This window comes from Gracilibacillus timonensis (genome assembly GCF_900086715.1).
GTDB classification, from domain to species: domain Bacteria; phylum Bacillota; class Bacilli; order Bacillales; family Amphibacillaceae; genus Gracilibacillus; species Gracilibacillus timonensis.
The window spans coordinates 1,045,930-1,069,599 of the sequence record NZ_FLKH01000012.1 but is presented as its reverse complement, the minus strand read 5'-3'; the positions used below and the strand labels follow the sequence as shown (position 1 = coordinate 1,069,599).

The following is a 23,670-nucleotide window of genomic DNA, read 5'->3' as shown; positions in this document are numbered from 1 at the left end:
TCTGCCTTTTAACCACGTCATTCCGGCAAAAAATAGCATATACACTAATACCATCAGTCCGATGCAACATAGTTTGATTGGTAAACTGAATCACTCAGAGACCGCCCCACTTAGAGAGAGAATGACGAATCGTCTGATTGCAAATAGGTCAAAGCTTTTTCAACGAAATCCTGTTGCTGCCTAATAGTGGCGAACATATGATCAAAAACCAATTGTACCATAGGAGGAATCGCACCTTCCGTGGCTTCACGCTTTTCCTCCCATCCCATTTGAACACTTGTATATTCTTTTTCCAAATGGATTTGTTGTTGTTCCAATGCTTGTCGCGCTTCTTCAACAGGTAACTTATCAAAAAAAGAGATGCCTGCATATAAAGACGACGGATAGGAGATAGAAGGATTGGTTAATGCATCACGAATCAACTCTTGAAGGTGCTCTTTACCCTTTTCTGTGATTCGATAGGTGAATTTTTGCCGGTGACCTGTTTGCTCCACCCGGTCTATCATAATATAGCCGTCTTTCTCTAATTTTTTAAGTGCATGATAAATCGAACCAATGAGTACACCGCCCCACCTTTCTGCGTCAGTCATTCGCAATGCCTGTTGAATATCATAACCAGACATTGGCTTTATGTCCAACATGCAGAGAACCAGCAACCTTGTCATCAACATCACATCCTTTACTTTAATGTTGAGTATTATATAATGAATATATGTAGAAGTCAAAAAATGCTCTTTTTTTGTTGCGATTTGGTTTGGGATAAAAGCACAAAAACGTGTGACAAACAAGTCTTTGCTCGCTTTATTTCCTGATAGTACCTCGTTTGAAAATAAGACACCCTCACTTATGTAGGTGAAACATTATCTTATGCTCCATGAGTCCGGCGTTAGTTCTTCTATCGCAGGAACATTTCGCATCGTTTTACTAAATCGCCAAATCACACCTACGCTAAACATCCATATACCTCCTACAAGAATAATGAACACACTTGATGTAATAGCTCCTATAGCGCCGCCAAGCAAAGCGCCTATCGGTGCAATACCTGCAGATATACCTAATACCGCTGCCATCACACGACCTAATTTATCTTCCGAGATAGAAGACTGAATAATCACTTGTGACGTGACATTTATAATCCCTGCTGGAAGCCAAGCTAAACCAAACAATATAATAGACATCCAAGGAGTAGTAATGAAGGCAAGGATAATCATGCAAATTCCTTTTAGAGCTATGATTATCGTATATAATCTCCCGACTCGAACTTTCTGAAGTTGGAAGACGGATACAAGTCCTGCACCTGCAATCATTCCGATCCCCGCTGCAGACAAAAAGAATCCATAGTAGGAAGCTCCGCCTTGTGCAGCACTAAATGCAGGAAGAATGGCAAACATTGCAGAGCCTGCCAAATTTACAAATAGAACACCTCCGAGCAGCCACATAAAAAATGGATGCAAGAGCGTTTGTATGCCTTCCTTTAATTGAATGTAATAGCCTGAGACCAGCTCTTTTATCGTCTTCTTTTGAGAATCTGACGTTCTAGAAAGTGATGTAAAAGGGAAACGAAGAGCTAAAAACATAAGTCCCGATAATATAAACATAAAACTGTTAATATACAAGATGGTAACAGCTCCGATCAAGACCAGCAGTAAACCAGCAATGGCATCAAAGAGCGCCTCCGTTCCTTGATACGCAACCGCAAAAAGGGAATTTCCTTTTGTTAGCTGGTCTTTCTTTAGAATTTTTGGCAGGAGCGATAATTGAGCTGGGTACAGAAATTGATTGCATAAAGCAATCATCGGCATGATGATGAGCACGACCGTAATCGTTAAAAATCCAAACAGATCCGCCATAGGAATGACAAGCAGAAGTAATACTTGTAACATTTGCGTATAAACCAACAATTTTTTTATGTGGAATTGATCGATCACAGGGCCAAGTATCACTTGCAAAAGTGCAGGTGCCTGGGTGAGAAAAAGTGCCAGCCCTGTATAAAAACTAGAACCACCTAATTCATACACTAGCCACATGGCGGCAACTGCATACAAGCTGCTGCCGATATTGGAAAGACACCGCCCTATTAACAGGACAACAAAATTAAAGTTACTCCATATTCCATTGCGATTATTCTTTTCCTTCAAAATAACACTCCTTCGTCACATGCAAATGATCATAGCTGCATTAAATTGCTGATGATGGCAAGAATACCAATACCGATACATAGGATCCAGGTTGTTTTCAAGTGTTTTTTGGATGATTTTTTCAAGCAGAATATCATACCTAAGACAATCAGCACCATACCTATTATCATACTAAATATTGTAAGCTGAGGAGCGATCACGCCTAAAGCATTGTCTATATTGTTTTCGATTTTTTCTTCCATGGTTATCCGGCCTCCATTTGATTAATTTTCTTTGCTAACATGCCGACTACAAAGACTCCACCTAAGATGGCCAAGATCATAGCGAGAATAATCGGTGTGTCTGATGTGCTTAAGGTCCCAGCGACGATATTGCAAAAAATAGAGCTAAGCAGAATAGCGGAAATAATAGTTGTCGGAACCGATCGCTGGATGAATCCAATCCCCATGGCAATGATACTTAAGCTTGCAGCAGCAATGGCCAGCACAATGGTAGTTTTTATGGCTTTGGTGATAAAGGCAACTGTCATCCTTTCATCGACTATTGGAGAGATCGTTTCACTTAATCCAAAAATACTGAAAATAAGGATACTGCTAATCAGCATCGTTATCATGGTAAATAACGAAATAACCAGCACCTTGGAAAAGAATACCTTTCCTCTTTTGACAGGGTACGAAAAAAGACGTATCACTCGTTTTCCTGTATATTCGTCAATCACGAAACGTGTATACATAACGGATGCTAATATACAAAAGACTGTCATATGGATGACACCAAATAAAGAGATAATGTTTTGGTAACCAACAAACAAGTGTAAATCGGCATCATTGGGATCAAATTGCGGTACATAAGCAAATAGATAAATAAAAGCCAGCATCACCATAGTAAGAACCAAAGCCGCAATGAGGTAGGTGTTTATATGATGTTTTCTTAATTCCAGTTTCATTAAAGCAACCATGTTACTTACCCCCACTCATTAAATCAAAAAAATATGGTTCTAAGCCATTGGGAAATTGTTGTTGGATAGAAGATAAAGGAACTTCCTCGATGATCTGACCATCGACAATCACACCAATTTCATCGGCTACCTGCTCCATTTCACTTAATATATGACTGGATATCAGGATGGTCATCTGTTCGTTGATAACAAGATCCAAAAAGAGCTCTCGCATTTCTCGAATACCTACCGGATCCAGCCCGTTTACTGGTTCGTCTAAGATCAACAATCTGGGCTGGTGAATAATGGCCCTTGCAATTGCTAAGCGCTGCCGCATACCTAGTGAAAATTCCGAAACAGGCTGAGCTCCTGTATGAGGGAGTCCAACTTTGGATAAAACAGAAGCGATATCCCCATGATCCTTTGCCATATAAGCTAGGTGTATCTTGAGATTTTCTGTTGCGGATAAGTGCTCATAAAATAATGGTGTTTCAATTAATGTACCAATCTCCGCTAAAATCGAATGGCGCTGCGAGCTAACCTCTTTCCCTAAAACATATACTTCACCCATGGTTGGCGTCAGTAACCCGGACAAGAGCTTGAATACCGTCGTCTTCCCTGCTCCGTTTGCCCCCAAAAAGCCATAGATGGTACCTTCTGTCACATGCATATCACACTGCTTGATCACTTCCTTTCCAGAAAAGGTTTTTGTCAGATTTTCTACCTCTACCACGTACGATTTACTCAATGTTCATTCCTCCTCTAATATAACGTTTGCAATCTATATATTACGACATACGCCGCTGCCAATAACTTCATCATGTACTGTAAAAATGGTAACCGCCTTTCTATCTTTTCGCGTCTCCTTGAAATATCGAACAATTACTGTATTTTCAACCATTACCTGTGCTGCGCATTATTTTTTAAATAAACGAATCACTTCCTATACTATAAAAATACCAACCGGTCGGTTTTATTTAGTATAGACGTTCCCGCTTTGCTTGTCAACTGCTAATAGAGCATGAAAAAACCTAACTGATTAAAAACAGTTAGGTTTAGATACGTGATGACCATACTATCCATTTTTTCAGGACCACCCTTATCACATTCCATTTTATACAGAACGCTGATAACGGTAAAAAGCATAAGTAGCTAAACCAAGGGCAACAACTGTGAAAATAATTAAATATCCGACAGGAATCCAGATACTACCATTAATACTCATCGTTAATGCTCCTCGACTTGCTTCGATTGCCCAATTTACTGGGTTGAAACCAGCTAAGGTTTGTACCCAGTTTGGCACCAGCTGTAAAGGCATAAACAAGCCTGAGATAAATAAGAGAGGCATCGTCGAAAAAGCGACAATAGAGGTTAATCCTTCTTCTTGGCGAATGATAATAGCAAACGCAATGGATAATGCGCCAAAGGAAACGCCAAGTAAGACACTACATAAAAGAAGGATGGCAATGCCGCTGAGACCTCCTTCAAAACGAGCGCCCATAACAAATGCCAGACCAATCATCATACTTGCTTGCACCATCAACGTGACAACATGTTGGGAAAGGAAACCAATGATAATGGATGAACGGTGAATCGGCGTAACAAGAAAACGCTGCAGTACTCCTTGTCTATAATCAGAAAGGATACCCATGCCAGCATAACTTCCTGCCGTCAGCGTACTCATCACTACAATCCCCGGACTAAGAAAATCAATATAAGCATCTGCTTCAAATCCTGGAAGCTGTACAACGTTGGTAAATATCGAACTGAACAAAAGCATATAAAGAATTGGCTGTATAAGATTGATGGCGATAATAAATGGGGAACGAGCAATTTGCCGCAGATTGCGCATCATCATATACCAAGAATCTATCATTATATTCATCTTGGGTTATACCTCCTCATTTTCAGCAAATATTCGCCCGGTATGACGTAAATACACATCATCTAGCGATGGACGAGAAATAGTTGCTGACTGTACTTCTATATTTGCTGATTTAATAGCATTGATCAATGTGGGTAGTTGTTCCGCACCGCGATTCGTACGAACATATAAGGTGGATGCCTCAACGATTATTTCATCTAGGCCCGAAATATCTTGTAAAATCGTTGTCGCTCGTGACTCTGTTATTGTCTCTGTTATCTCCATATGTACGACGTCACCATTTAATCCTGCTTTTAACTCTCCCGCTGTTCCTTGTTTGACAACCTTCCCCTGATCGATAATGGCCATGCGGTTACAGAGTTGATCCGCTTCTTCCAAATAATGCGTGGTTAACAACACTGTTAAACCTTCTTCCTCAGCTAAGTGATGAATCATCTTCCATAGGGACGTGCGTGCTTCTGGATCTAGTCCAGTCGTTGGTTCATCGAGAAACAATAGTTGTGGACGATGAATCAGTCCCATAGCCAAATCCAGTTTGCGCTGCATACCACCCGAATAGGTCTTTGTCAGGCGATCCGCAGCCTCTATCAAATTAAATTGTGTCAATAATTGTCCAACCCTTTCACGCAATCTGAGCCCTCTTAATCCATATAAACGTCCTTGCAGCATCAGATTTTCACGACCTGTACTCTCTCCATCTACTCCAGATTGTTGAGCTACGTATCCAAATAGATGGCGAGCCTTTTTGGGATACTGGGTAGCATCGATATTATAAAGCCGAACCTTTCCTTGACTTGGCCGTGATAATGTGGTCATTATTTTTACTGCAGTTGATTTTCCCGCACCATTTGGGCCTATTAATCCAAAAATCTCCCCTCGGTTAATAGAGAAAGTCAAACCATTAAGAGCAAGGACATCTGGATTATACCTTTTCGTCAGTGCTTGCACTTCTATTGCCAAGCTTTTATCGGAAGCAATGTGGTACTTCTTTTTATATTGATTTTGCGCCGTTTTTTTCACTTGATCGTCTCCCTCCACTCCTTGATCTCGTCATTATGATTCCCCTTTTCGCTCATTCATGATACGAACAGCTCGTTCCATAAACGTCACTACCTCTTCATCCATGGGATATAATTCAACCTCTCCGGAATGATTTCGGATTACATCCCACATCTTTTCTTGTAACTGATGATTATCCCCAAACATCGCATGAACTTTATTCATCCACTGTTCCGCTAATCTTTGTGCCTTTTCCGACCCAGGGTGTTCGTGTGAAATGGCACGTACATTACGAATAATACAAGCCCATTCCTGAATATCGTCTTTATCTCTTTCTACTTGTAATTGCATAATCATCTCTTGTTCTTGTTCACTTAGATATTTCTGATATAGTTGGTTAACGGCATCTTGATCGCGTTGAAACAAGTGAATAATGTCGAAGATAAGGGGCCATTTAAGCTCATCTTCCATTTGAACAGAGTGCAGCACTCCCCTTAACGCTTGTTCTAGTGCCTGTAACTGCTTCTGTTGCTGCTTCACCATCTCCAACTGTTGTTCCAGTGATTGCTCCCACGTTGCTGCTGGGTTATCCAAGTTTTCTTTGATTAGTTCCAGCGAAAAACCCATATATTTCAAGGCTAATATTTGCTGTAACCGTAATACATCCTGGTCATCGTATAGACGATGGCCTCCCTCCGTTGCAGAAGATGGCTGAAGTAATTGGACCTCGTCATAGTAATCCAGTGTACGAACGGTCACACCGGTTTTTTTGGATAATTGGCCGATGGAATACATCACATCTGCTCCTTTCCGTTTATCTTGCAATTTAAGTATAAAACATCACGTCACGTGTGATTCAAGGGAAAATTCTATACCTGCTGCTGTACTTTCTTGAAAAAAAGCAACATCCCATTTTGAAGGTGTTCACCTCAGCAAAAATCATCAAATAGCCAGGCACTATTCCGATTATCTCCCCTCTACACCTCATGAAAATCTACTTTTACCGTTTTGCCTTGCCCGCCATAAAGCGATAAGATGAAAACAAATTTATTCTAACGAAAGGATGTGGTATACTAATGTTAACCGCAGTAAAAGAAGATACCCATGATTATCGCTCGACACCTCCGGATTATGATGGCCTATGGAAAAACATTATTCAAGAACTGTTTCAAGAATTTATGGCCTTTTTTGCGCCCGATTTGTATCCGGACATTGATTTTGACAAAGGCATCGACTTTGAAGGTACAGAGCTTCTCCCGCATATTTTGAGACAGGCAAAAGGGAAAAGATATACGGATAAGCTAGCCAAAGTAACACTAAAAAACGGGGAAAATCAATACGTCCATATCCATATTGAAGTGCAGGCAGTTGGGAATAAAAAATTTGCCCGACGCATGTTTCCATATTTTTACCGCATCTACGAAAACCATACAGAACCGATTTATGCCATCGCACTGTTAACGGATGCCAGCGAAGCAAACTATGAAGATCAGTTTCATGATGCCTTTTATGGCACGGAAATCACGTATCGTTACAACACCTATCACTTTTACGGGAAAGACGAAGAAGAACTGAAACAATCGCCGAACCCCTTCGCATTAGTGGTGCTTGCCGGTATCTATGCCAGTAAAAAAATCAAAATAAAAGATGAACACAAAAAGAGTAAGGAACAAAAGAAGCAAGAACGCGAGGAAACCAAGTTTGATCATAAGAAGATACTGGTCGACCTAGCCTACGAAAAATATCGGCATCATCCCATGTATCTTTCCGCCTTATTGTATTTTATTGATTATATCATGAAGCTACCAGACGAATTACAGGAACAATTTTACGAATCATTACCCATCATCCAAAACGAGAAGGAGGGCAAAAACATTATGGGAATGGAAAAATTAAGAGACACCCCGACGTTTGGCCGATTGATTAGAGAGATTGAAGAAGCAGCTACAAAACAAGGATTGGAACGTGGGATGGAGCAAGGCATGGAACAAGGCATGGAGCAAGGCATGGAACGTGGGATGGAACAAGGGATGGAGCGCGGGAGAGAAGTAGGACGAGAAGAAGGCAAAATGGAAGGCATCGAAGAAGCGGAACGTAATGTTGCCAAAAAGCTGATAGGTCGGGACTATTCAGATGAAGAAATATTGGAATTAACCAGTCTGGAATTGGAAGAAATAATGAAGCTTCGGAAATCACTTGAGCATTAATGTCAAAACAAGTAAGTTTACTATTATGACGTAAGAGCAGGCTGAAGATATTGCCTTTACTGGCATTACGATGAAGATTATTCTTGTTCATTATATCAATGTTAAACTTTAACAGAACCATTAAAAAGAACCAGGAGAAATCCCGGTTCTTGCGCCTTACGTAATAGATCATAGTGAAAGTGGTTATTGATTCCCTTTTTTAACCCATTCTGCTGTAGTAATGGTACGCTGTGCTTGATGTTTAACAGCTTCCTCTACTTTTTCCACCATTTTTCCATCTTGACCAACGGTAACACTTGTACCATAAGGATTACCACCAGCTGCAAATAAAGCCTGATCGGAATAACCTGGAGGGACAATAATAGCTCCCCAATGCATCATACTCGTGTAAAGAGATAAAATGGTTGCTTCTTGACCGCCATGAGGGTTTTGCGCTGATGACATGGCACTTACTACTTTATTAATTGTTTTTCCTTCTCCCCAAATACCGCCTTGAATATCCAAGAATTGCTTCATTTGAGAAGGCATATTTCCAAAACGTGTAGGAACACTGAAAATGATGGCATCTGCCCACTCAATATCTGCTGAAGAAGCTACTGGAACATCCTTTGTTGCTTCCACTGTTGCTTTCCATACCGGATTTCCCTCAATTACGGATTCTGGAGCTAATTCCTCCACTTTTAATAATCTTGCTTCCGCACCATTAGCTTCAGCTGCTTCCACTGCCCATTTCGCCATTTGATAGTTTGTACCACCCATACTATAATAAATAACTGCTACTTTTGCATTTGACATATTTTCCATCTCCCTTGATTCATTTGACCTTCCAAATAGTTTATTTAAAAACCCCATCTTTATCCCCCTTTTAGAGGTTGTTCAAAAATCCAACAAAATGAACGCACCGAGTCTCTGTGTTGTCAAACAAGGAACTTCTTGGTCCTTTTTATCAAATTTTTTGAATACGAACTTTTAATAAAATGCGTCCGGCAACACCGTCTTTTTGAAGCTTTACCTATTATTTGTCAAAAACGTTTATTTATCCTTTCCAATAGTCCGGTTATTTAAATCAGCTAGATTCAGCCTTAAGTTTTTGAAAATAACATACTTTATTTATTATGAATTAATATATTTTGAATTCGAGATAATTGGATAAAAAAATCACCATCGTTGTGCGTAATAACCCAACTTTTTTAACTGTTCAATCATTCCTTTCTTTTCTTCTGTATCTAAACCTGCACATATTTCCTTTATGGCCGATTGATGCTTTGGAAAGACTTGATCCATCCATGCTGTTCCTTCCGCTGTTATGGCTGCATAAGTGATGCGTCGGTCGTCCGGGCATGGTTTTCTTTTTAACAACCTTTTCTTTTCTAATTTATCGACTACATACGTGATACTACTGCTAGCAATCAATACCTTTTGACTGATTTTCTGAATAGGCTGTTCACCTTTATGATAAATGAGCTCAAGAACACCAAATTCGGTTGGGTTTAACCCTAAAGATCTTATTTTTTCTTCTGCCCGTTTTTGAAGTGCATCTAGCGCTCGGTTCAAGACAACAAATAACTTCAAAGATAATTCTTCTTCTTGTGCGATTTTTTCGTTTTCAATCATTTTTATCCTTCTCTCTAAATATCTTGAATTCATATATCTTTAACTCGAGATAAATTATATATCGACTATCTATTTTTGTCAACCATTTGATTTAACATAAAATGTCGCGAGATGTTTAGACTTACTCCCATTATGCCATCAATCTTTTCGTTCCTTCGATTGTTCTTTGCACATCATGCATATTGAAACAAGCCTCATTCATAACCATAGAATGTAGATCATTTTTTTACGAGGAGGTAGCAATGAACGATAATAAAGAGAGAAATATTCCCAATTCTCAAAAAGCAAAAGAAAACAAGCAATTGGATCACTCCGCTCCATTTTTTGCACAAACGATTGGCAAGAATGGTCCTATCCTGGAGCAAGATAACATATTGCATGAAAAGTTGGAAACGTTTGTTCACGAAAAAATTGTGGAGCGCCCTTTACATGTAAAAGGATTTGGTGCCTTTGGCTATTTTGAAACATTGCATGACATGAGTGAATATACCAAACTGCCTTTTCTTCAACAGGCTGGGCAAACCGTTCCTGTTGCTGTTCGTTTTTCACTCGGGGCTAGCAATAAAGGTACACCAGATACCTCACGAAACATTCGTGGATTTTCAACCAAATTTTATACAGACGACGGAATCTTTGATTTGATTTGCAACCATATCCCGGTCTTTTTGTTACGTGATCCCATGCGTTTTCCAGAAAGTATCGCAGCATTATCACCATCACCGCGGAACAATTTAATGGACCCAAATCTGCTTTGGAAATTTGTCGCCCGTAATCCCGAATCTATTCATTTTATCGTCCGTCTTTATTCTGATCACGGTACGGTTAAAAGCTTGCGGCGAATTCCCGGTCACAGTGTCAGTACGTATGTATGGCGAAATTTGGAAGGGAAACGTCACTACATTAAATACCTGTGGATGCCATTTGACGGTGTCGAATACATCACAAGTGAGGAAGCCGAAAAAATTGCAGCAATCAATCCTGATTACGCCGGTGAAGATCTCTTCCAAACGATTGCAAGTGGGAAGTCCGTGCAATACGGTTTATACGTGCAGGTGATGGATCCGCGGGAGGCAGAACAACTTCTATTCAACCCGCTTGACGACACCAAGGTGTGGGATGAAAAGAAGTACCCCTTACATCCTGTCGGAAAAATGGTACTGAACCGCAATCCAGAAAACTATATGGAGCAAGTCGAGAAGATTGCCTTCTCTCCATCGAACTTATTGGATGGGGCAGAGTTGTCGGATGATAAGATTCTACAAGGACGAGCGAATGTATACTGGGATTCACAGCGTTATCGTATCGGCCCAGGATTCCGTAAGGTGCCGGTGAATGCGCAAAAGTATTGGCGCCCAAGCGATTTACAGACTAGTGGTGAAGGCAGATATGTGGAAGGTAAACTCGTGCGCGCGGACATCGCAAAACAAGATGATTTTTCACAAGCAGGGGATTTCTATCAATCGTTATCACAAGTAGGAAAATCCCATCTTATCTCCAATCTTGTCACGGCATTGAGTGGAGTACAGCGTAATTTACAGGTCAAGGTGCTCGAATACCTTTCGCTTGCTTCTCAGGATCTCGGTGAACATGTCTCGGAAGGCTTGCAAGGATGAAAATTACTACTGAAGCGCAGATCTAGGGCTGAAAACGAAGGATGGGAGGAACAAAATTTAGTTTGTCGCCGTTTGGTAACGACTTTGGTGTACTTACCTATGCCATCCAACTGGCATTACGAATTGGGATACAAGAAAACAACAGCTATCTATTAGAGCTGTTGTTTTCTCAACTGCATTTCGCTTTCTCATTGTTTGCTAGTCTCTTTAGAAGACGTTGTATCATTTCGCTGCATCATACTCCACTTACTACCAAATAAGTGCATGCTTTTTTCTAGCTTTTTGATGATTTCATCTGCTCTTTCATAAATAATACCCCTTAAATCATGCACTTGCCGCATCAATTTCTCCAGCCATGCCTCATGCTTATCGAGCCTTTCATGCAGTTTAGTAAACGCTTCTTCTCGTTGTTTTGTTTGATGATAGATTTCATCCAGTTTATTCTGCTGTTTTTCTGCATTATTTTTGTTCTCTCGTTCGATTTTTTCAAGCTTAGCCTGCATTAATATTTGATTATCCTTGAAGTCTTTCGCTTCTTGTTTTGCCATTTCTTGTGTGGCAAGAACATCGACCCATTGTTTGTTTTTAGCTTCGGCATGGTCATCCAGCAAATCTAAGCGATGAACTATTTTTTCTTGCAGCTGTTGGTTATGCTTTTTATTTTTGTCTATCTCTTTTAAGCTTTTCTCCATACGTTTCAACTGCTGTTTTTTTGCGTACACTTCTCGCTGGAGACCTCGTAACAATTCTGCAGACTCTCGCTGCATTTCCAACTGCTTTCGCTCTTGTTCACTAGCATGTTTATACGTAAATATTTCCTGATTGGACGAAGCGCCTTGTATCTTTTCCGCATAAATAGGCTTTTGCTGATTCAGATACACCATTTTCATCACCTCTAACATCAGCTTATGCACAGAGGGACAAAAGTTTACGACAAAGGAGGATCAAAAACCTCATTTCCCATCGCTTTACCTCTTATCAGGATAGATTGTACTTTCCGTTCGAGCTTTAAATGCCTCGACAAACGATTGTGGTGAAGATTTAATAATATAAGAATAGACCCCTTGAAGTGTGTGTAGATAAAGCAAACCTCTGTCTCCAGAAAAACGATAGGACATATCCAGAACGTTCTCGATGGGAAATTCCCGATATTTAGTAACAATCTTGTCTGGATAAAGGTATAAATAACGCTGTTCTTCTACATCCTTTTGTTCTAATGAACGAACCTGACGAACAATTTTTACGTATGGTTGTTGCGCAATAATTTGCATAGCTCCCTCCCGTTGATTCACGAGGTCCATCTCCCTAAATGTTATAGTGAGATGGACGGATAGTTACTTTATGGTAACATAACCCGCCGTCGTTACGCATCTTATACTAATTTGAATTTTGAGAACGGCCTACCTTTTAAACCTCGTTATTTCTTTTATCATACCAATTAAGAGGATTCATCCATTCAATATTTCTTATTTCCTCTAGGGTACAACTAGTTACCCGGCCATCTTTTAAACATAGATATATCTGATTTTCAGCGTACCCAGCAACTTTGCACTCTACATCTTTATAATAATTGCCATCTCGAATCGTGTTAGCTTGAATCAAAACAGGTGATTTCGTTGCAAAAGCTTGCTGCAATACCATGGCTACTTCCTCTTCTGTCATCATTTCTTTCGCTTTCACTTCTAGCTTGTTTTTCTCTTTCTTTAGCGCCTCTGAGTGATCGGACAGCATCATGCCGAGCCACTTCACAATACCTCTGTCTTTATAGCCCAATTGTTCCGGAGTGATGCGTGTGATCGATGTCGGTTCCATATTCACTCTTCCTTTCCAGATCTGTGACCTCCAAGTAAGGTAGCCCGATATTTGGCCATCCCCCCTTCTGATAAACTGGAAGCATGTAACAAAGATGTATAGCCATACTTTTCTCTAACAGAATCGATAGCTTTATCCAGTTCTTCCCTCTCCATCGTTTCTTCGGCTGGTTCGAACAAATTGAGTTGCAATGATTGTTTCGGACGAACCTTCCCAAAGGTGACATTAATCACTCTTACAGGGATATGTTCCTGATAATATTTATGAAAAATTTGCAGCATGTACGCTTTCAATTTCTTGGATGAATCAGTGGCGTTGATCTTCATTTGATGATTAAAACCACTTTGTAGGCTGTTTCTTGAATATCCAATCGATAGTTTTACTACAGCGGTCGTCAACTTGTGCTTTCTGAGTCTTGCTGCATTCTCGTCTGTCATCTCCCGAATCACCACTTCTATGTTATGCTTCACCAGATAATCACTGTTGAGTATCTGATTTTTGCTGAAGGATGTACTTTGGAGTGTATACTTGTCGGATAACAACGTTCGATCGATACCATGAGCGTGAAAAAAGAGTTGTTCTCCAATGACACCGAATCTGGCCTTTAATCGATCGATACTATATTGGGACAAATCATAAATATTTTGAATACCCATCCGATTCAAGCTGGCCGCTGTTCTCGCCCCTATCCCCCAAAAATCTTGTAGTGCTTCTATTTTCCACACGGTATTTGGTACATCTTCATAATGCCATTCTCCAATAAAATCATTCATTCTATCATGTTTGGCCTGATGATCAAGAGCCAATTTTGCTAACAACGGATTATCACCTATTCCTACTGTTAATACTAACCCTAATTCTCGCTTTACATCATCTTGAATTTTCTTGGCGATATTGAACGTACTGCCGAATAACTTATGTGATTTCGTTACATCGAGAAGTGATTCGTCTATCGAATAAACCAGCAGATCCTCTTCGGGAATATAGCGTTTAAAGATACGCATAATGGCTAAATTTCTTTCCAGATACAAGGCCATTCGCGGCTCTACTATTTGAATATTCGCTTGTTTAGGGATTTCATATATTCGAGTACCTGTTTTCACACCATATTCTTGTTTGATTAAAGGGGATGATGCTAAAACTAATCCTCCTTGATTAGCTGGTTTGGAGACCACGGCAATTCGGGCATGCAAAGGGTCCTCCCCTCTTTCAGCTGCTTCAACACTTGCAAAGAATGATTTGACATCAATGCATAAAATATCCCTGCGTGGCTCTTTTGTATAATCCATCATGATCATCCGTGACATTGTACTCTCTCCTAATACGAATAAGTGTTTGTGTTTTTATTATACGAACAAATATTCTTGTAGTCAAGTGACGTAAGGATGCAAACACATGCCAATATGTGGATAGATTGGAAGCAGTTCATTATCATCGCGTAAATAAGCATGCTGATAATTTACAGAAAGTAGTTTTCTATGATTAAGAAGAGTCAGGCCAAAACCTGCTTGATTCTCTACAAGTTTATCAACAGAAGTATTATTATTCTCTTATGTTAATAAAGCAAGACTAACCAGGATATTTAGCATCTGTTGTCCCCTCTTAGCTTCTTTGATCTTCTGGCATCTTAAGCGGCTACTCTACAGATCGTGTTAGCACAATGATCAAAAAAGAGACTGATGAATGATCAGCCTCTTTCGTCTGTTTTTCTTATGCTTGTTGTAATATTCTCTCGGTTGCCTTCCTTGCACCGGAAATATTTCTAGAAATCGGACCAAGTTCCAGTTCCGCCAATGGCCCTGCCACATAAAGTCCATTTTTCCATTCAAGGGAAGCTGGAACAATCGGAAATCCACAAGGTGCACATGGCAACTGCAATTGTTTTATCACGGAGTCCAGCCAGTTTTTCCCCGGTCTTTCAATGGCTGCACCAGTAGCTAACAAGATAGAACTTGCTTTTAATCTCTCACCATTTTCCAACCAAAGTTGCCATTGTTCTGCCTCTTCCTGTACCCCTTGAATACTGCCCGTGTATATACAAAGATTCCCTAACGTTTCCTGTTTTCTCAATTTGATTAATAAATCTTTGGTGATCGAGCCTTTATTTCTTGCCTTTTGTATAACTGTTCGTCTTTCTTTATAGCTGGTTAGCTTTTCAAATTTATTGAGATATTTAGGTCCCAACCAGCCTGGGTCACTATCAAAATGGTGAATGCGGAGCGGATGGCGTTTGATCATGGTAACCGAGTTGATTGTTTCTTTTTGGGTAAGGGCATATACCAGATGTGCAGCCGTCATTCCACCGCCCACCACTACAACATCCCCTGTTTCTGGAAGGTTATGCTGCATTTCAAAGATGTGACTAATGGAGCTGGTTCCTTTATATTCCTCTGCCCATACTGGATAATGCGGGATGTGATTTACACCAACAGCTAGTATCACCTGTTCACTAAAGAAACAATGACCATCCGATACACAAACCTTCCAGCCCTGTTCTGTCCACGTGAGTCCATTTACTTCTCCTTGCAGCCAGCATTCCATTACTCCAGTTTTGTTAAATAAATCTAAACTATGCTGATTGAACATATCTAAACGCGGTCTTTTGTACTGACCTTTAAAGGCAGCCGCATAGTCATGTGCCGTTGCATATTTCTTTAAACTGTAGGGATTTTTATCTAAATGATGAACCAAAGGGGAACGTAAATATTCCATTCCAATCTTATCCGTAATGGTTATCCACCTTGCTAATGGTTGTTGATGCGGATCAATGATTAATAGATCTTCTTTCTCCACCTTTTTCTCTTCAAGCAGCCGGGAAGCTATGCAACTCCCTTGCATCCCCCCGCCAATGATGATCCATTTAAACATATATATACCTTCTTTCACTTGTAAAAAACGTAATCATTACGATTTACTTTATCATGAAATAGGAAGAAGTACAATGTTTTTGTGGTATATGTCTGTCATTCCCTTAGGTATGAGATGTTGGCACCTATTTTCTTTAACTAGACTCACAAAGGGAGAAGCAAGTTAAAAACCTATGGAATGATAAGAAGGAATATTACCGACGGCATCCGCCTCTTTAACAGCATGGACGATGGCTGATTCAACCACCCTCGTTGCCAGCATTCCGACCAAATCAACTGGTGCATCAACTCTGCTGCTCGACATCGCAAACAAGGTGTCACCATCCATCGCTGTATGGGCAGGTTGAATCGTGCGTGCTATACCGTTATGGGCAAGCTGGGCTATTTTATTTGTTTGTGATTTGGTTAACTTAGCATTGGTCATGACGACGCCGATAGTGGTATTTTTGCCAGAATTGTCTCTATTCGCCACTGTACCGTCCTGTTCGAATTGGGCTGTCAGGCAATCATTCGTGTTTAATAACTGCTTTTTCTCTCGATCATAGAGACCAGCTATTTGGGTATGAGTGGCAGGGTCAAAAATATCACCGATAGCATTTACGGCGACAACGGCTGCTAGTTGCACTTCCCCTACTTGAAGTCCAGCATACCCTATGCCTGATTTCATCAGATAATCTTCACCAAGCAATTTACCCACTGTGGCACCAGTACCTGCCCCGACATTACCACCGCTCACTTCAAATGAGTTTTCCCAAGCGTTTAAAGCCGCTTGATACCCTAATGCTTGATCCGGACGAATACGAGCATCTCCCACACCAAGGTCAAATAAAATAGCACCTGGTACAATCGGAACCTTAGCCGCTCCAGTATCCATACCAATTTGTTTTTCTTCTAGAAAGCGCATGATTCCAGAGCCTGCCTCCAACCCAAAAGCACTCCCACCAGCAAGAAATACAGCATGGACTTGTTCCACGGTATTCGTTGGTTGCAAGAGGTCTGTTTCCCTTGTACCTGGAGCGCCACCCCTTACATCTACGCCTGCAACAGCACCTTCCGGACAAATCACCGTCGTACAGCCGGTTAATGCTTGTTCATTGGTCGCATGGCCTATTTTAAAATCAACTAACCCTGCATAAGAAAGCCTTTTCACATTCATCTACCCTTTCTCTTTTTGCTAGCTTTTTAACTATGATATCATGTAAATAGAGGTGATTAAAATGAAATATGTGCGTATACACGTTAGAGGAAGAGTGCAGGGTGTAGGATTTCGTTTTTTTACCCAGCAACTAGCCATGGAACATCACGTGTTCGGCTGGGTAAGGAATGAGGATGATGGCAGTGTCTTAATCGAGGCAACGGCTGATGATCAAGATATGAAAAACTTTATTACCCAAATCAAACAAGGCCCTTCACGATTTGCCAAGGTGCAAGAGGCAGATGTGACTAAACTTAAAGGCGATCCTGGGTTTACATCGTTTGGTATTAAAGGTTAAGCCAAAGAGAATCAGCTCTTTGGCTTTACGCTTATTTCAAATAAAAACCCGCTATTTGATCAGCTTGATCTACCGTCACCTCAAAGGTAATTTCTTCACCTGAGAATAGTCCTGCATAGCTCTGCACATAAAAACCATTTACTTGTTGCGATTGTTGGTATTCATAATCAATAAAATCACCATATTGTTCCTTAAGCTGCTGCCATAACTGCTGCAATTCAGTAGAACCTAATTCAGCGCTCACTTCAGCGCTTAAATTCTCTGCTGCCGCGTCAAATTCTTCATGGACAAAGGATGATAGAAAAGAATCAGCAGCCATTGTTACCTCACTTGGTACGTCTTCGTCTTGATCTGCTGGAGCTATCTCTTCATTTGTTTGCTCTTCCTCTTCATCTGATGATAATATGACTGTATCATCGTCATCATTACATGCCACAAGCGTAAATAACCCTATGCATAATACCCAAATGATTTTTTTCATGCTTTACCCTCCTTGTTGAAATACCCACTCGGCTATGTCGGAAATAACTTGTTCATCTACATGATCTGGAATGGTGTACTCTTGAACAGTTCCTTGCTGTTCTCCCTGTGATTCGATAAAGAAATGATTTAATTCAGGATAACTTTTTAACGTAGCTAATGAGTGATTGTGCATCAGCTCCTGCCATTCGGAGAAATCGTGCTCCATACTAACTTGAAAATCCGCCTCACCTTGTAAAATCAATAGAGGTTTGTCTGATTCTAATGCGATTTGTCCTGCGTCATATTGTGCCATTTCTTTTAAATAATAACCGCTGACTCCATAAATTTCCTGTTGAGCAGCTGCTTCATCCGACACATCCAGCATACTAGAAGCAAGTTCTTTTTGCTTTTCTATTTCCTCAACATATTGTGCTTTTTCTTCTTCATCCATGTCTGATGGGATAGCTGCTAACTGTTGGTCCGAAATGATTTCCCAAAAGAATCGTGGAGAACCTGCCAGTATTACTAGACCTTCCGTTTCTGCCTGCTGACCGATGCGCGGGGCTAGCATGCCACCGAGTGAATGCCCGATAATGTATACTCGATCGATTCGTTCATCCTCTTGTAACAACTTTGCTGCCTCCACTGCGTCATCTATCGTTTCTTCCTGGACCGTAAGCTTATTCCCCACGTCTTCCATCAACTCTTCTCCGTATTGATAGGTACGCTTGTGATAACGCAGAACAGCTATTCCTTGCTCTGCTAGGCCGTAAGCTATATCTTGGAATGGTTGATAAGCATAGATGGCCTCATTCATATCAGAGGGCCCAGAACCATGCACCAACACTACACCAGGAATCGGACTTTCTGCATCTGTCTTTGTCGGCATAGTTATCCTACCAGACAATTCATACGCCTTCCCTTGGTTAAGGACGATTTCTTCCTCGGTTACATCTTCCGGAGGCTGACTCTTCTCCACCTCTTGTGTATTCGCTTGTATGTATATTCCTTGCAGCTTTTCATCTTCATTCCACGTTAATCTGATATGTACTGACGTCTCTTCAAATCTTGCTTCTGTTTCTATGATCGTATAATCCTGTTGCGTAGTTGCATTCAGTTCACCTAATTCGATAAAGTTGTCTCCTTTATTTGTTTCCCAACTATGTTGTAAGTCAGCCGCAGTTGATTGCTCCTGAAGTGTCTCTGCATAATAATCCTCCACTAGCGTTTGATAGGAACCATCTGCAAGTAAAGAAAGCAAATCACGAGATTTTGTCTCGACATCTTCTTCTGACTGATTTGCGCAACTCACTAACACCACTAAGGCGGTGACGATCCATAATCTTTTCATCATGCGTATTGCCCCCTAAAAAATCTCTCATCCATCTATACGAACTATACGAAAAAAACGAGCAAATAGTTTCAATATTTTATCTACCAGACCCAACTGATGACAGCCCCATCTTCATTATGTCTAGCAAAAAGGTTATAATAATAAATAAAAACGACTGCACCTTCTGAAGAATATGTGCAGTCGTCTTTATGAATGTTTCTTTTCGAAGCATATTGAAAAATCTTACTTTTCTTCAAAAAATTTGCGGTTCAGTGCAATATATTCGTGTTCCTCATCCGGTACCTCGTCTTCCATATAGATTGCTTCAACGGGGCATACCGCTTCACATGCACCGCAATCAATACAGATATCCGGATCGATATAAAACATATCTTTGCCTTCCTCTATACAATCAACAGGGCAAACTTCTACACATTCGCCTGATTTTTCAGCCTCACAAGGTGAAGTAATAATAAATGCCATGACTGTCCCTCCTTTACACTAACTCTCTATGTAGCTTGACATATGTTTATCTTATCATATTTTCGTAAAAACGAATACCATTATAGCTCAATTTGTCGAGTTTGCAAGTTATTTAGTCATAACTTTTGGTATCGTCCCATATTCTTTCTGTAATAAACTCTCCACCGATGCGTTGGATTAGGAAAATGTCAGGATTTGTTAATGTTTTCCATTCTTGAAAACCAAAATCAACACGAAACTTTCTTAACATCAGTGCCAGTAAATTACCGTGGGTGACGATCGCAATATTCTCGCTCGTTTCATCTTGGATACAAGTGTTTAAGACTGCTACTCCACGATCATATGCTTCTGTGGATGATTCTCCACCAGGTAATTTAAAGTGTGAATTTTGAAAAGATTCCTCTAGTATATCCATCCAGTCATCTACCGGCTCTTCACTTAGGATACGTTCTTTTAACCGGTCATCTATCTCAATATCCACATGCTGTTTCTCCGCAAAGGGTTTAATACTTTCCTGGGCACGTAAATAAGGGCTGGAAATAATACGATCTATTTGGAAACTCATATTTTCCAACTTCCACGATAATGCATGGGCTTGTTTAATACCATTCTTCGATAACGGGGAATCACTATGCTGCCCTGGTGCATGGCAATGTCGAATTAATAGAATTCTTTTCATTTCATCAGCTCCTATGGAGAATCTATTACTAAAAATATGTTTTATTACTTAATTTTCCCTTTATTTTCTTTGAATAAACATTAGGCATCCGCAAAATAATCTTTTTTGAAGCCAGCCATGCGATTGGTATTATCTATGATAAAATAAAATTCATCCGTTTCATTTTTGACTTCATATAAATTACCTACTGTTAATACCGAATCCACTTTATATTTTTTTGCGTTAGTGTGTATACATTTTACTTTTTTCAAGGTCTCATTGTTTTCCCAACCATGGTGAATCATCTATTATCCCTCCCCACCTTTATCATAAACATATATTTGGCTGATTACAAGAGCTTTTTCATTTTAGTTTACATAATAATATTATTGACTACTATGTTGTGTGAACACCTTTTTCAACACAAAAGGAAGAATCAAACTGATAAACAACATCCTAATTAATTGTAAGGAACCAACAATGGCAGGATCTGCGTTTACTTCATGGGCCGTTATTGCCATTTCTACTAGCCCTCCAGGTGCTAAACTAAGCATTGCCGTAGCAAACGTCAGACTGGACCAAAGAGATAATAAATAACCGAATAAGGCAGATATAGCAATGAGCGCTGTCGAAAATAAAAAGAATAAAAAAGAATAGCGGCCAATAGTTTTAAAATCAGAAAAAGAAATCGATAATCCTAAATGAATGCCAATAGACAGTTGAGCCACATGGTATATTTCAATCGGCACATCACTGACAGGAATGGATATAATTCGTAAAATAGCAATGATAAACATCGGTATCAATACAAACGGAGCAGGCATTTTAAAACGAACGAGATACGCCAAACCAAATAAGGCAATAAATAGAGCAATCGTCCAACCATTTAGCGGAATCACCTCTTCAGAAGAAATACCTCCGCTTTGCTCAGGAGTAAACAAAAACATCACTAACATAGGTACTAACATCAACACACTCATTAAACGAATGGTATGGAAAATCGCAACCATACCGGTATTCGCCTTGACCGAATCACTAATTTCCAACATAACGGACAAACCGCCAGGAACACTTCCTAGTATACCTGTCGTGCGGTCAATTTCTGCATATTGAGCCATCCATTCTCCACTTTTAATACAGATGAAAACAAGAATGACGGTCATTAATAAAAAAGGAATAAAGTACGGCAAGACTTGTGCTAATGTGTCCTCGGTGAAATTGGTCCCGATTTGGGCCCCCGTAATCAGAAAGCTCCACTGTAAAAGCGACTTTGATTGATGTAAGGAAGGTTTGATAAAGGAATTTAATGTAAATATAGCGATTAAGGGACCCAAGATCCATGGCAGTGGTATATGTAAAATGTAAAACAACCCAGTACCCAATAAACCAACGGTATACATCATTATAAGATAACCAATTTGCAAAGGCATAAACATCCTCTTTCATATTTCTGGAAACATATTTTATTGTCTGAGGGTCTCCAACCACATCCCCCGGATCATGTTATAATATCAATCGTTTTCATTTACAGTAATGGATGTTGCCCATCAGCAAACTGCACTGATGGACAACTCTATTTTCTATAGAATTTATTCAAAGAGGGTTCGGTATGCTTCCAGTCCATTCTCTTCTAATTCATCTTTAGGGATAAATCGCAAGGCTGCTGAGTTGATACAATATCGCATACCACCTTGATCAATAGGACCGTCGTCAAAGATGTGTCCCAGATGGGAATTAGCCTCATCACTTCTGACCTCAATCCTTCTCATTCCATGGGAAGTATCCATTTTTTCATTTAAAGCGTTTCGATTCAATGGTTTGGTGAAGCTTGGCCAACCACATCCAGCATCATATTGATTAGTGGTGGAAAATAAAGGTTCGCCACTCACAATATCGACATAAATTCCTTGCTGATTATTATTCCAATATTCATTATCGAACGGGCGTTCCGTCCCGTTTTCTTGTGTCACATGGTATTGTATGGGTGTTAATTTTTCTTTTAACTCCGCTTTATTTGGCGTTTTAGACCAATTTCGTTTGATAAAATCTTCCCTGCCGGACCCTTTTTTATACATTTTATAGTGAAATCTTTGTTTTTTATAATAATCTTGATGCTTTTCTTCAGCGGGATAAAAGGTCTTAGCCGGTAGGACATCTGTTGCTATAGATTGATTAAACTTCCCGCTTTCCTCCAGTTCCTGTTTGGACGCCTCAGCTAGTTTTTTCTGGCGATCATTGGTATAGAAAATCGCTGTTTTATAGGATTCACCTCGATCATGGAACTGTCCTCCTGCATCAGTAGGATCTATTTGTTTCCAAAAAAGCGATAGTAGTTTCTCATAAGGAAAAACCGTTGGATCAAATGTAATCTCGACTGCTTCTCGATGGCCTGTTGTGTTCGTACAGACTTCTTCATAAGTTGGATTTGGTTTATCCCCACCCGTATATCCAGAAATCACTTGTTTAATACCTGGCTGTTGGTCAAAAGGTTCTACCATACACCAAAAACAACCACCGGCAAAAATTGCTTTTTCTATTGCTTGATCTGTCATGAAAAAAGCCTCCTATATCGATACATTCTTACTAATTATTCTGCTATTTACCTGCAAAAAATGCAAGTGGTCTGTTTGTTGGTTACTTATTTAGAAGAAAAGTTTCGGTTGGGATTCGCGTGACGTCTGCTCTTCTGGCTCCGCCCATTCCCCCTTTTCTGCGTCCTCTGCAATTGGAATAACTTCTTCCGCAGTTTCGGCTGTTACTTCCGCCTCTTCTTCTTCCTCACTATTAATGTCACTTAATGCCTTCATCATATTGATTAATTTCGGTGCATTCTTAACCATTGGTCCATATTCTTTAATGAGTGGCGTAGCCTGTTGGGCAACCTTCATTACTTGCTGCACATTTGACAAGGTATTGGTTAGACCGGAACCGGTTGAGGCAGCACCGCTCGCTATATTGGCTGGCAATTGTGCTGCGCCGGCAGCACCTCGCGACGGTAAAAATCGTTGCAGCAAACCTTGGAGACCTCTTGGATTAGCTGCTTGATTCGGTACAAACGAGCTGGGACCTTGGTTCGGAAAGGGCGACATAAAGGATGATGGAGGCGGCATCTGTTGCTGCTGAAAGAATGGAGGTTGATTAGGTGGTCGAAACATAGACATTCTCCTTC

Annotated in this window: 27 protein-coding genes; 3 read left to right on the top strand and 24 right to left on the bottom strand. The window is 40.2% G+C overall.

The genetic code is table 11. From position 1 onward, the window contains the following. Nucleotides 1–110: 110 nt before the first annotated feature. The 8 genes from BN6556_RS16285 to BN6556_RS16250 form a co-directional block, all read right to left on the bottom strand. Nucleotides 111–665, bottom strand: a complete 555-nt coding sequence (locus BN6556_RS16285; protein ID WP_066193377.1) for a PadR family transcriptional regulator — start codon at nt 663–665, stop codon at nt 111–113. Nucleotides 666–860: 195 nt separating this feature from the next. Next, nucleotides 861–2,138: an MFS transporter gene (locus BN6556_RS16280; RefSeq protein WP_161485720.1), complete on the bottom strand. Its 1,278-nt coding sequence runs from the start codon at nt 2,136–2,138 to the stop codon at nt 861–863. Between the two features lie 29 nt (nt 2,139–2,167). Beyond that, nucleotides 2,168–2,380 (bottom strand): hypothetical protein, encoded by a 213-nt coding sequence (locus tag BN6556_RS16275; protein ID WP_066193375.1) that lies wholly within the window; start codon nt 2,378–2,380, stop codon nt 2,168–2,170. Nucleotides 2,381–2,382: 2 nt separating this feature from the next. Further along, nucleotides 2,383–3,096 carry an ABC transporter permease gene (locus BN6556_RS16270; RefSeq protein ID WP_066193373.1) on the bottom strand — a complete coding sequence of 238 codons (714 nt, stop codon included), beginning with the start codon at nt 3,094–3,096 and terminating at the stop codon, nt 2,383–2,385. Between the two features lies 1 nt (nt 3,097). Next, the gene (locus tag BN6556_RS16265; protein WP_066193371.1) at nt 3,098–3,823 is read right to left on the bottom strand and encodes an ABC transporter ATP-binding protein; all 726 of its coding nucleotides are present in this window, start codon (nt 3,821–3,823) and stop codon (nt 3,098–3,100) included. A gap of 366 nt (nt 3,824–4,189) precedes the next feature. Next, complete coding sequence (locus BN6556_RS16260; RefSeq protein WP_066193369.1) at nt 4,190–4,960, bottom strand: ABC transporter permease; 771 nt, start codon at nt 4,958–4,960, stop codon at nt 4,190–4,192. A 6-nt stretch (nt 4,961–4,966) separates the two neighbouring features. Next, a complete protein-coding gene (locus BN6556_RS16255) occupies nt 4,967–5,980 on the bottom strand; it encodes an ATP-binding cassette domain-containing protein (RefSeq protein ID WP_205410333.1) in 1,014 nt (337 codons plus the stop codon). Between the two features lie 33 nt (nt 5,981–6,013). Then, nucleotides 6,014–6,754 carry a MerR family transcriptional regulator gene (locus BN6556_RS16250; protein ID WP_066193367.1) on the bottom strand — a complete coding sequence of 247 codons (741 nt, stop codon included), beginning with the start codon at nt 6,752–6,754 and terminating at the stop codon, nt 6,014–6,016. Nucleotides 6,755–7,035: 281 nt separating this feature from the next. Here BN6556_RS16250 and BN6556_RS16245 point away from each other — a divergent pair, with 281 nt between their 5' ends. Then, nucleotides 7,036–8,166 carry an Rpn family recombination-promoting nuclease/putative transposase gene (locus BN6556_RS16245; RefSeq protein ID WP_066193365.1) on the top strand — a complete coding sequence of 377 codons (1,131 nt, stop codon included), beginning with the start codon at nt 7,036–7,038 and terminating at the stop codon, nt 8,164–8,166. Nucleotides 8,167–8,349: 183 nt separating this feature from the next. On the opposite strand, the gene wrbA is transcribed toward BN6556_RS16245, so the two are convergent. Beyond that, a complete protein-coding gene (gene wrbA, locus BN6556_RS16240; RefSeq protein WP_066196506.1) occupies nt 8,350–8,961 on the bottom strand; it encodes an NAD(P)H:quinone oxidoreductase in 612 nt (203 codons plus the stop codon). A gap of 363 nt (nt 8,962–9,324) precedes the next feature. Further along, the gene (locus tag BN6556_RS16235) at nt 9,325–9,780 is read right to left on the bottom strand and encodes a MarR family winged helix-turn-helix transcriptional regulator (RefSeq protein ID WP_066193364.1); all 456 of its coding nucleotides are present in this window, start codon (nt 9,778–9,780) and stop codon (nt 9,325–9,327) included. 242 nt (nt 9,781–10,022) lie between these two features. Between BN6556_RS16235 and BN6556_RS16230 the strand changes: the two genes are divergently transcribed. Then, nucleotides 10,023–11,393, top strand: a complete 1,371-nt coding sequence (locus BN6556_RS16230) for a catalase (protein ID WP_066193362.1) — start codon at nt 10,023–10,025, stop codon at nt 11,391–11,393. 188 nt (nt 11,394–11,581) lie between these two features. Here BN6556_RS16230 and BN6556_RS16225 read toward each other — a convergent pair whose 3' ends face one another. From BN6556_RS16225 to BN6556_RS16200, 6 genes are all read right to left on the bottom strand, one after another. Then, on the bottom strand, nt 11,582–12,277 hold the full coding sequence (locus BN6556_RS16225) for a hypothetical protein (protein WP_066193360.1): 696 nt from the start codon (nt 12,275–12,277) through the stop codon (nt 11,582–11,584). Between the two features lie 84 nt (nt 12,278–12,361). Further along, nucleotides 12,362–12,664, bottom strand: a complete 303-nt coding sequence (locus tag BN6556_RS16220; protein ID WP_066193358.1) for a hypothetical protein — start codon at nt 12,662–12,664, stop codon at nt 12,362–12,364. A 136-nt stretch (nt 12,665–12,800) separates the two neighbouring features. Beyond that, nucleotides 12,801–13,205 carry a hypothetical protein gene (locus BN6556_RS16215; protein WP_066193356.1) on the bottom strand — a complete coding sequence of 135 codons (405 nt, stop codon included), beginning with the start codon at nt 13,203–13,205 and terminating at the stop codon, nt 12,801–12,803. 2 nt (nt 13,206–13,207) lie between these two features. Then, nucleotides 13,208–14,512: a Y-family DNA polymerase gene (locus BN6556_RS16210; RefSeq protein ID WP_078060128.1), complete on the bottom strand. Its 1,305-nt coding sequence runs from the start codon at nt 14,510–14,512 to the stop codon at nt 13,208–13,210. Between the two features lie 403 nt (nt 14,513–14,915). Continuing rightward, nucleotides 14,916–16,073, bottom strand: coding sequence for an FAD/NAD(P)-binding protein (locus tag BN6556_RS16205; protein ID WP_066193354.1), 1,158 nt, complete (start codon nt 16,071–16,073; stop codon nt 14,916–14,918). A gap of 162 nt (nt 16,074–16,235) precedes the next feature. After that, nucleotides 16,236–17,228, bottom strand: a complete 993-nt coding sequence (locus BN6556_RS16200) for a P1 family peptidase (protein WP_187374482.1) — start codon at nt 17,226–17,228, stop codon at nt 16,236–16,238. Nucleotides 17,229–17,289: 61 nt separating this feature from the next. Here BN6556_RS16200 and BN6556_RS16195 point away from each other — a divergent pair, with 61 nt between their 5' ends. Beyond that, a complete protein-coding gene (locus BN6556_RS16195) occupies nt 17,290–17,565 on the top strand; it encodes an acylphosphatase (RefSeq protein WP_066193352.1) in 276 nt (91 codons plus the stop codon). A gap of 31 nt (nt 17,566–17,596) precedes the next feature. Here the strand turns inward: BN6556_RS16195 and BN6556_RS16190 are convergent, their stop codons facing one another. The 8 genes from BN6556_RS16190 to vrrA all read right to left on the bottom strand — a co-directional run bounded on the left by BN6556_RS16190 (nt 17,597) and on the right by vrrA (nt 23,656). Next, nucleotides 17,597–18,046, bottom strand: a complete 450-nt coding sequence (locus BN6556_RS16190; RefSeq protein WP_066193351.1) for a DUF3887 domain-containing protein — start codon at nt 18,044–18,046, stop codon at nt 17,597–17,599. A 3-nt stretch (nt 18,047–18,049) separates the two neighbouring features. Next, nucleotides 18,050–19,381, bottom strand: a complete 1,332-nt coding sequence (locus BN6556_RS16185; protein ID WP_078060127.1) for an alpha/beta hydrolase — start codon at nt 19,379–19,381, stop codon at nt 18,050–18,052. A 222-nt stretch (nt 19,382–19,603) separates the two neighbouring features. Then, nucleotides 19,604–19,843: an indolepyruvate ferredoxin oxidoreductase subunit alpha gene (locus tag BN6556_RS16180; protein ID WP_066193349.1), complete on the bottom strand. Its 240-nt coding sequence runs from the start codon at nt 19,841–19,843 to the stop codon at nt 19,604–19,606. A gap of 112 nt (nt 19,844–19,955) precedes the next feature. Next, nucleotides 19,956–20,522, bottom strand: coding sequence for a histidine phosphatase family protein (locus BN6556_RS16175; RefSeq protein WP_066193347.1), 567 nt, complete (start codon nt 20,520–20,522; stop codon nt 19,956–19,958). Between the two features lie 80 nt (nt 20,523–20,602). Further along, nucleotides 20,603–20,806: a DUF6501 family protein gene (locus BN6556_RS16170; protein ID WP_066193345.1), complete on the bottom strand. Its 204-nt coding sequence runs from the start codon at nt 20,804–20,806 to the stop codon at nt 20,603–20,605. An 81-nt stretch (nt 20,807–20,887) separates the two neighbouring features. Beyond that, a complete protein-coding gene (locus tag BN6556_RS16165; protein WP_066193343.1) occupies nt 20,888–21,931 on the bottom strand; it encodes an AbrB family transcriptional regulator in 1,044 nt (347 codons plus the stop codon). 159 nt (nt 21,932–22,090) lie between these two features. Continuing rightward, nucleotides 22,091–23,053, bottom strand: a complete 963-nt coding sequence (gene msrA, locus BN6556_RS16160) for a peptide-methionine (S)-S-oxide reductase MsrA (protein ID WP_066193341.1) — start codon at nt 23,051–23,053, stop codon at nt 22,091–22,093. 90 nt (nt 23,054–23,143) lie between these two features. Beyond that, nucleotides 23,144–23,656 carry a VrrA/YqfQ family protein gene (gene vrrA, locus BN6556_RS16155; RefSeq protein WP_066193339.1) on the bottom strand — a complete coding sequence of 171 codons (513 nt, stop codon included), beginning with the start codon at nt 23,654–23,656 and terminating at the stop codon, nt 23,144–23,146. Between the last annotated feature and the right edge of the window lie 14 nt (nt 23,657–23,670).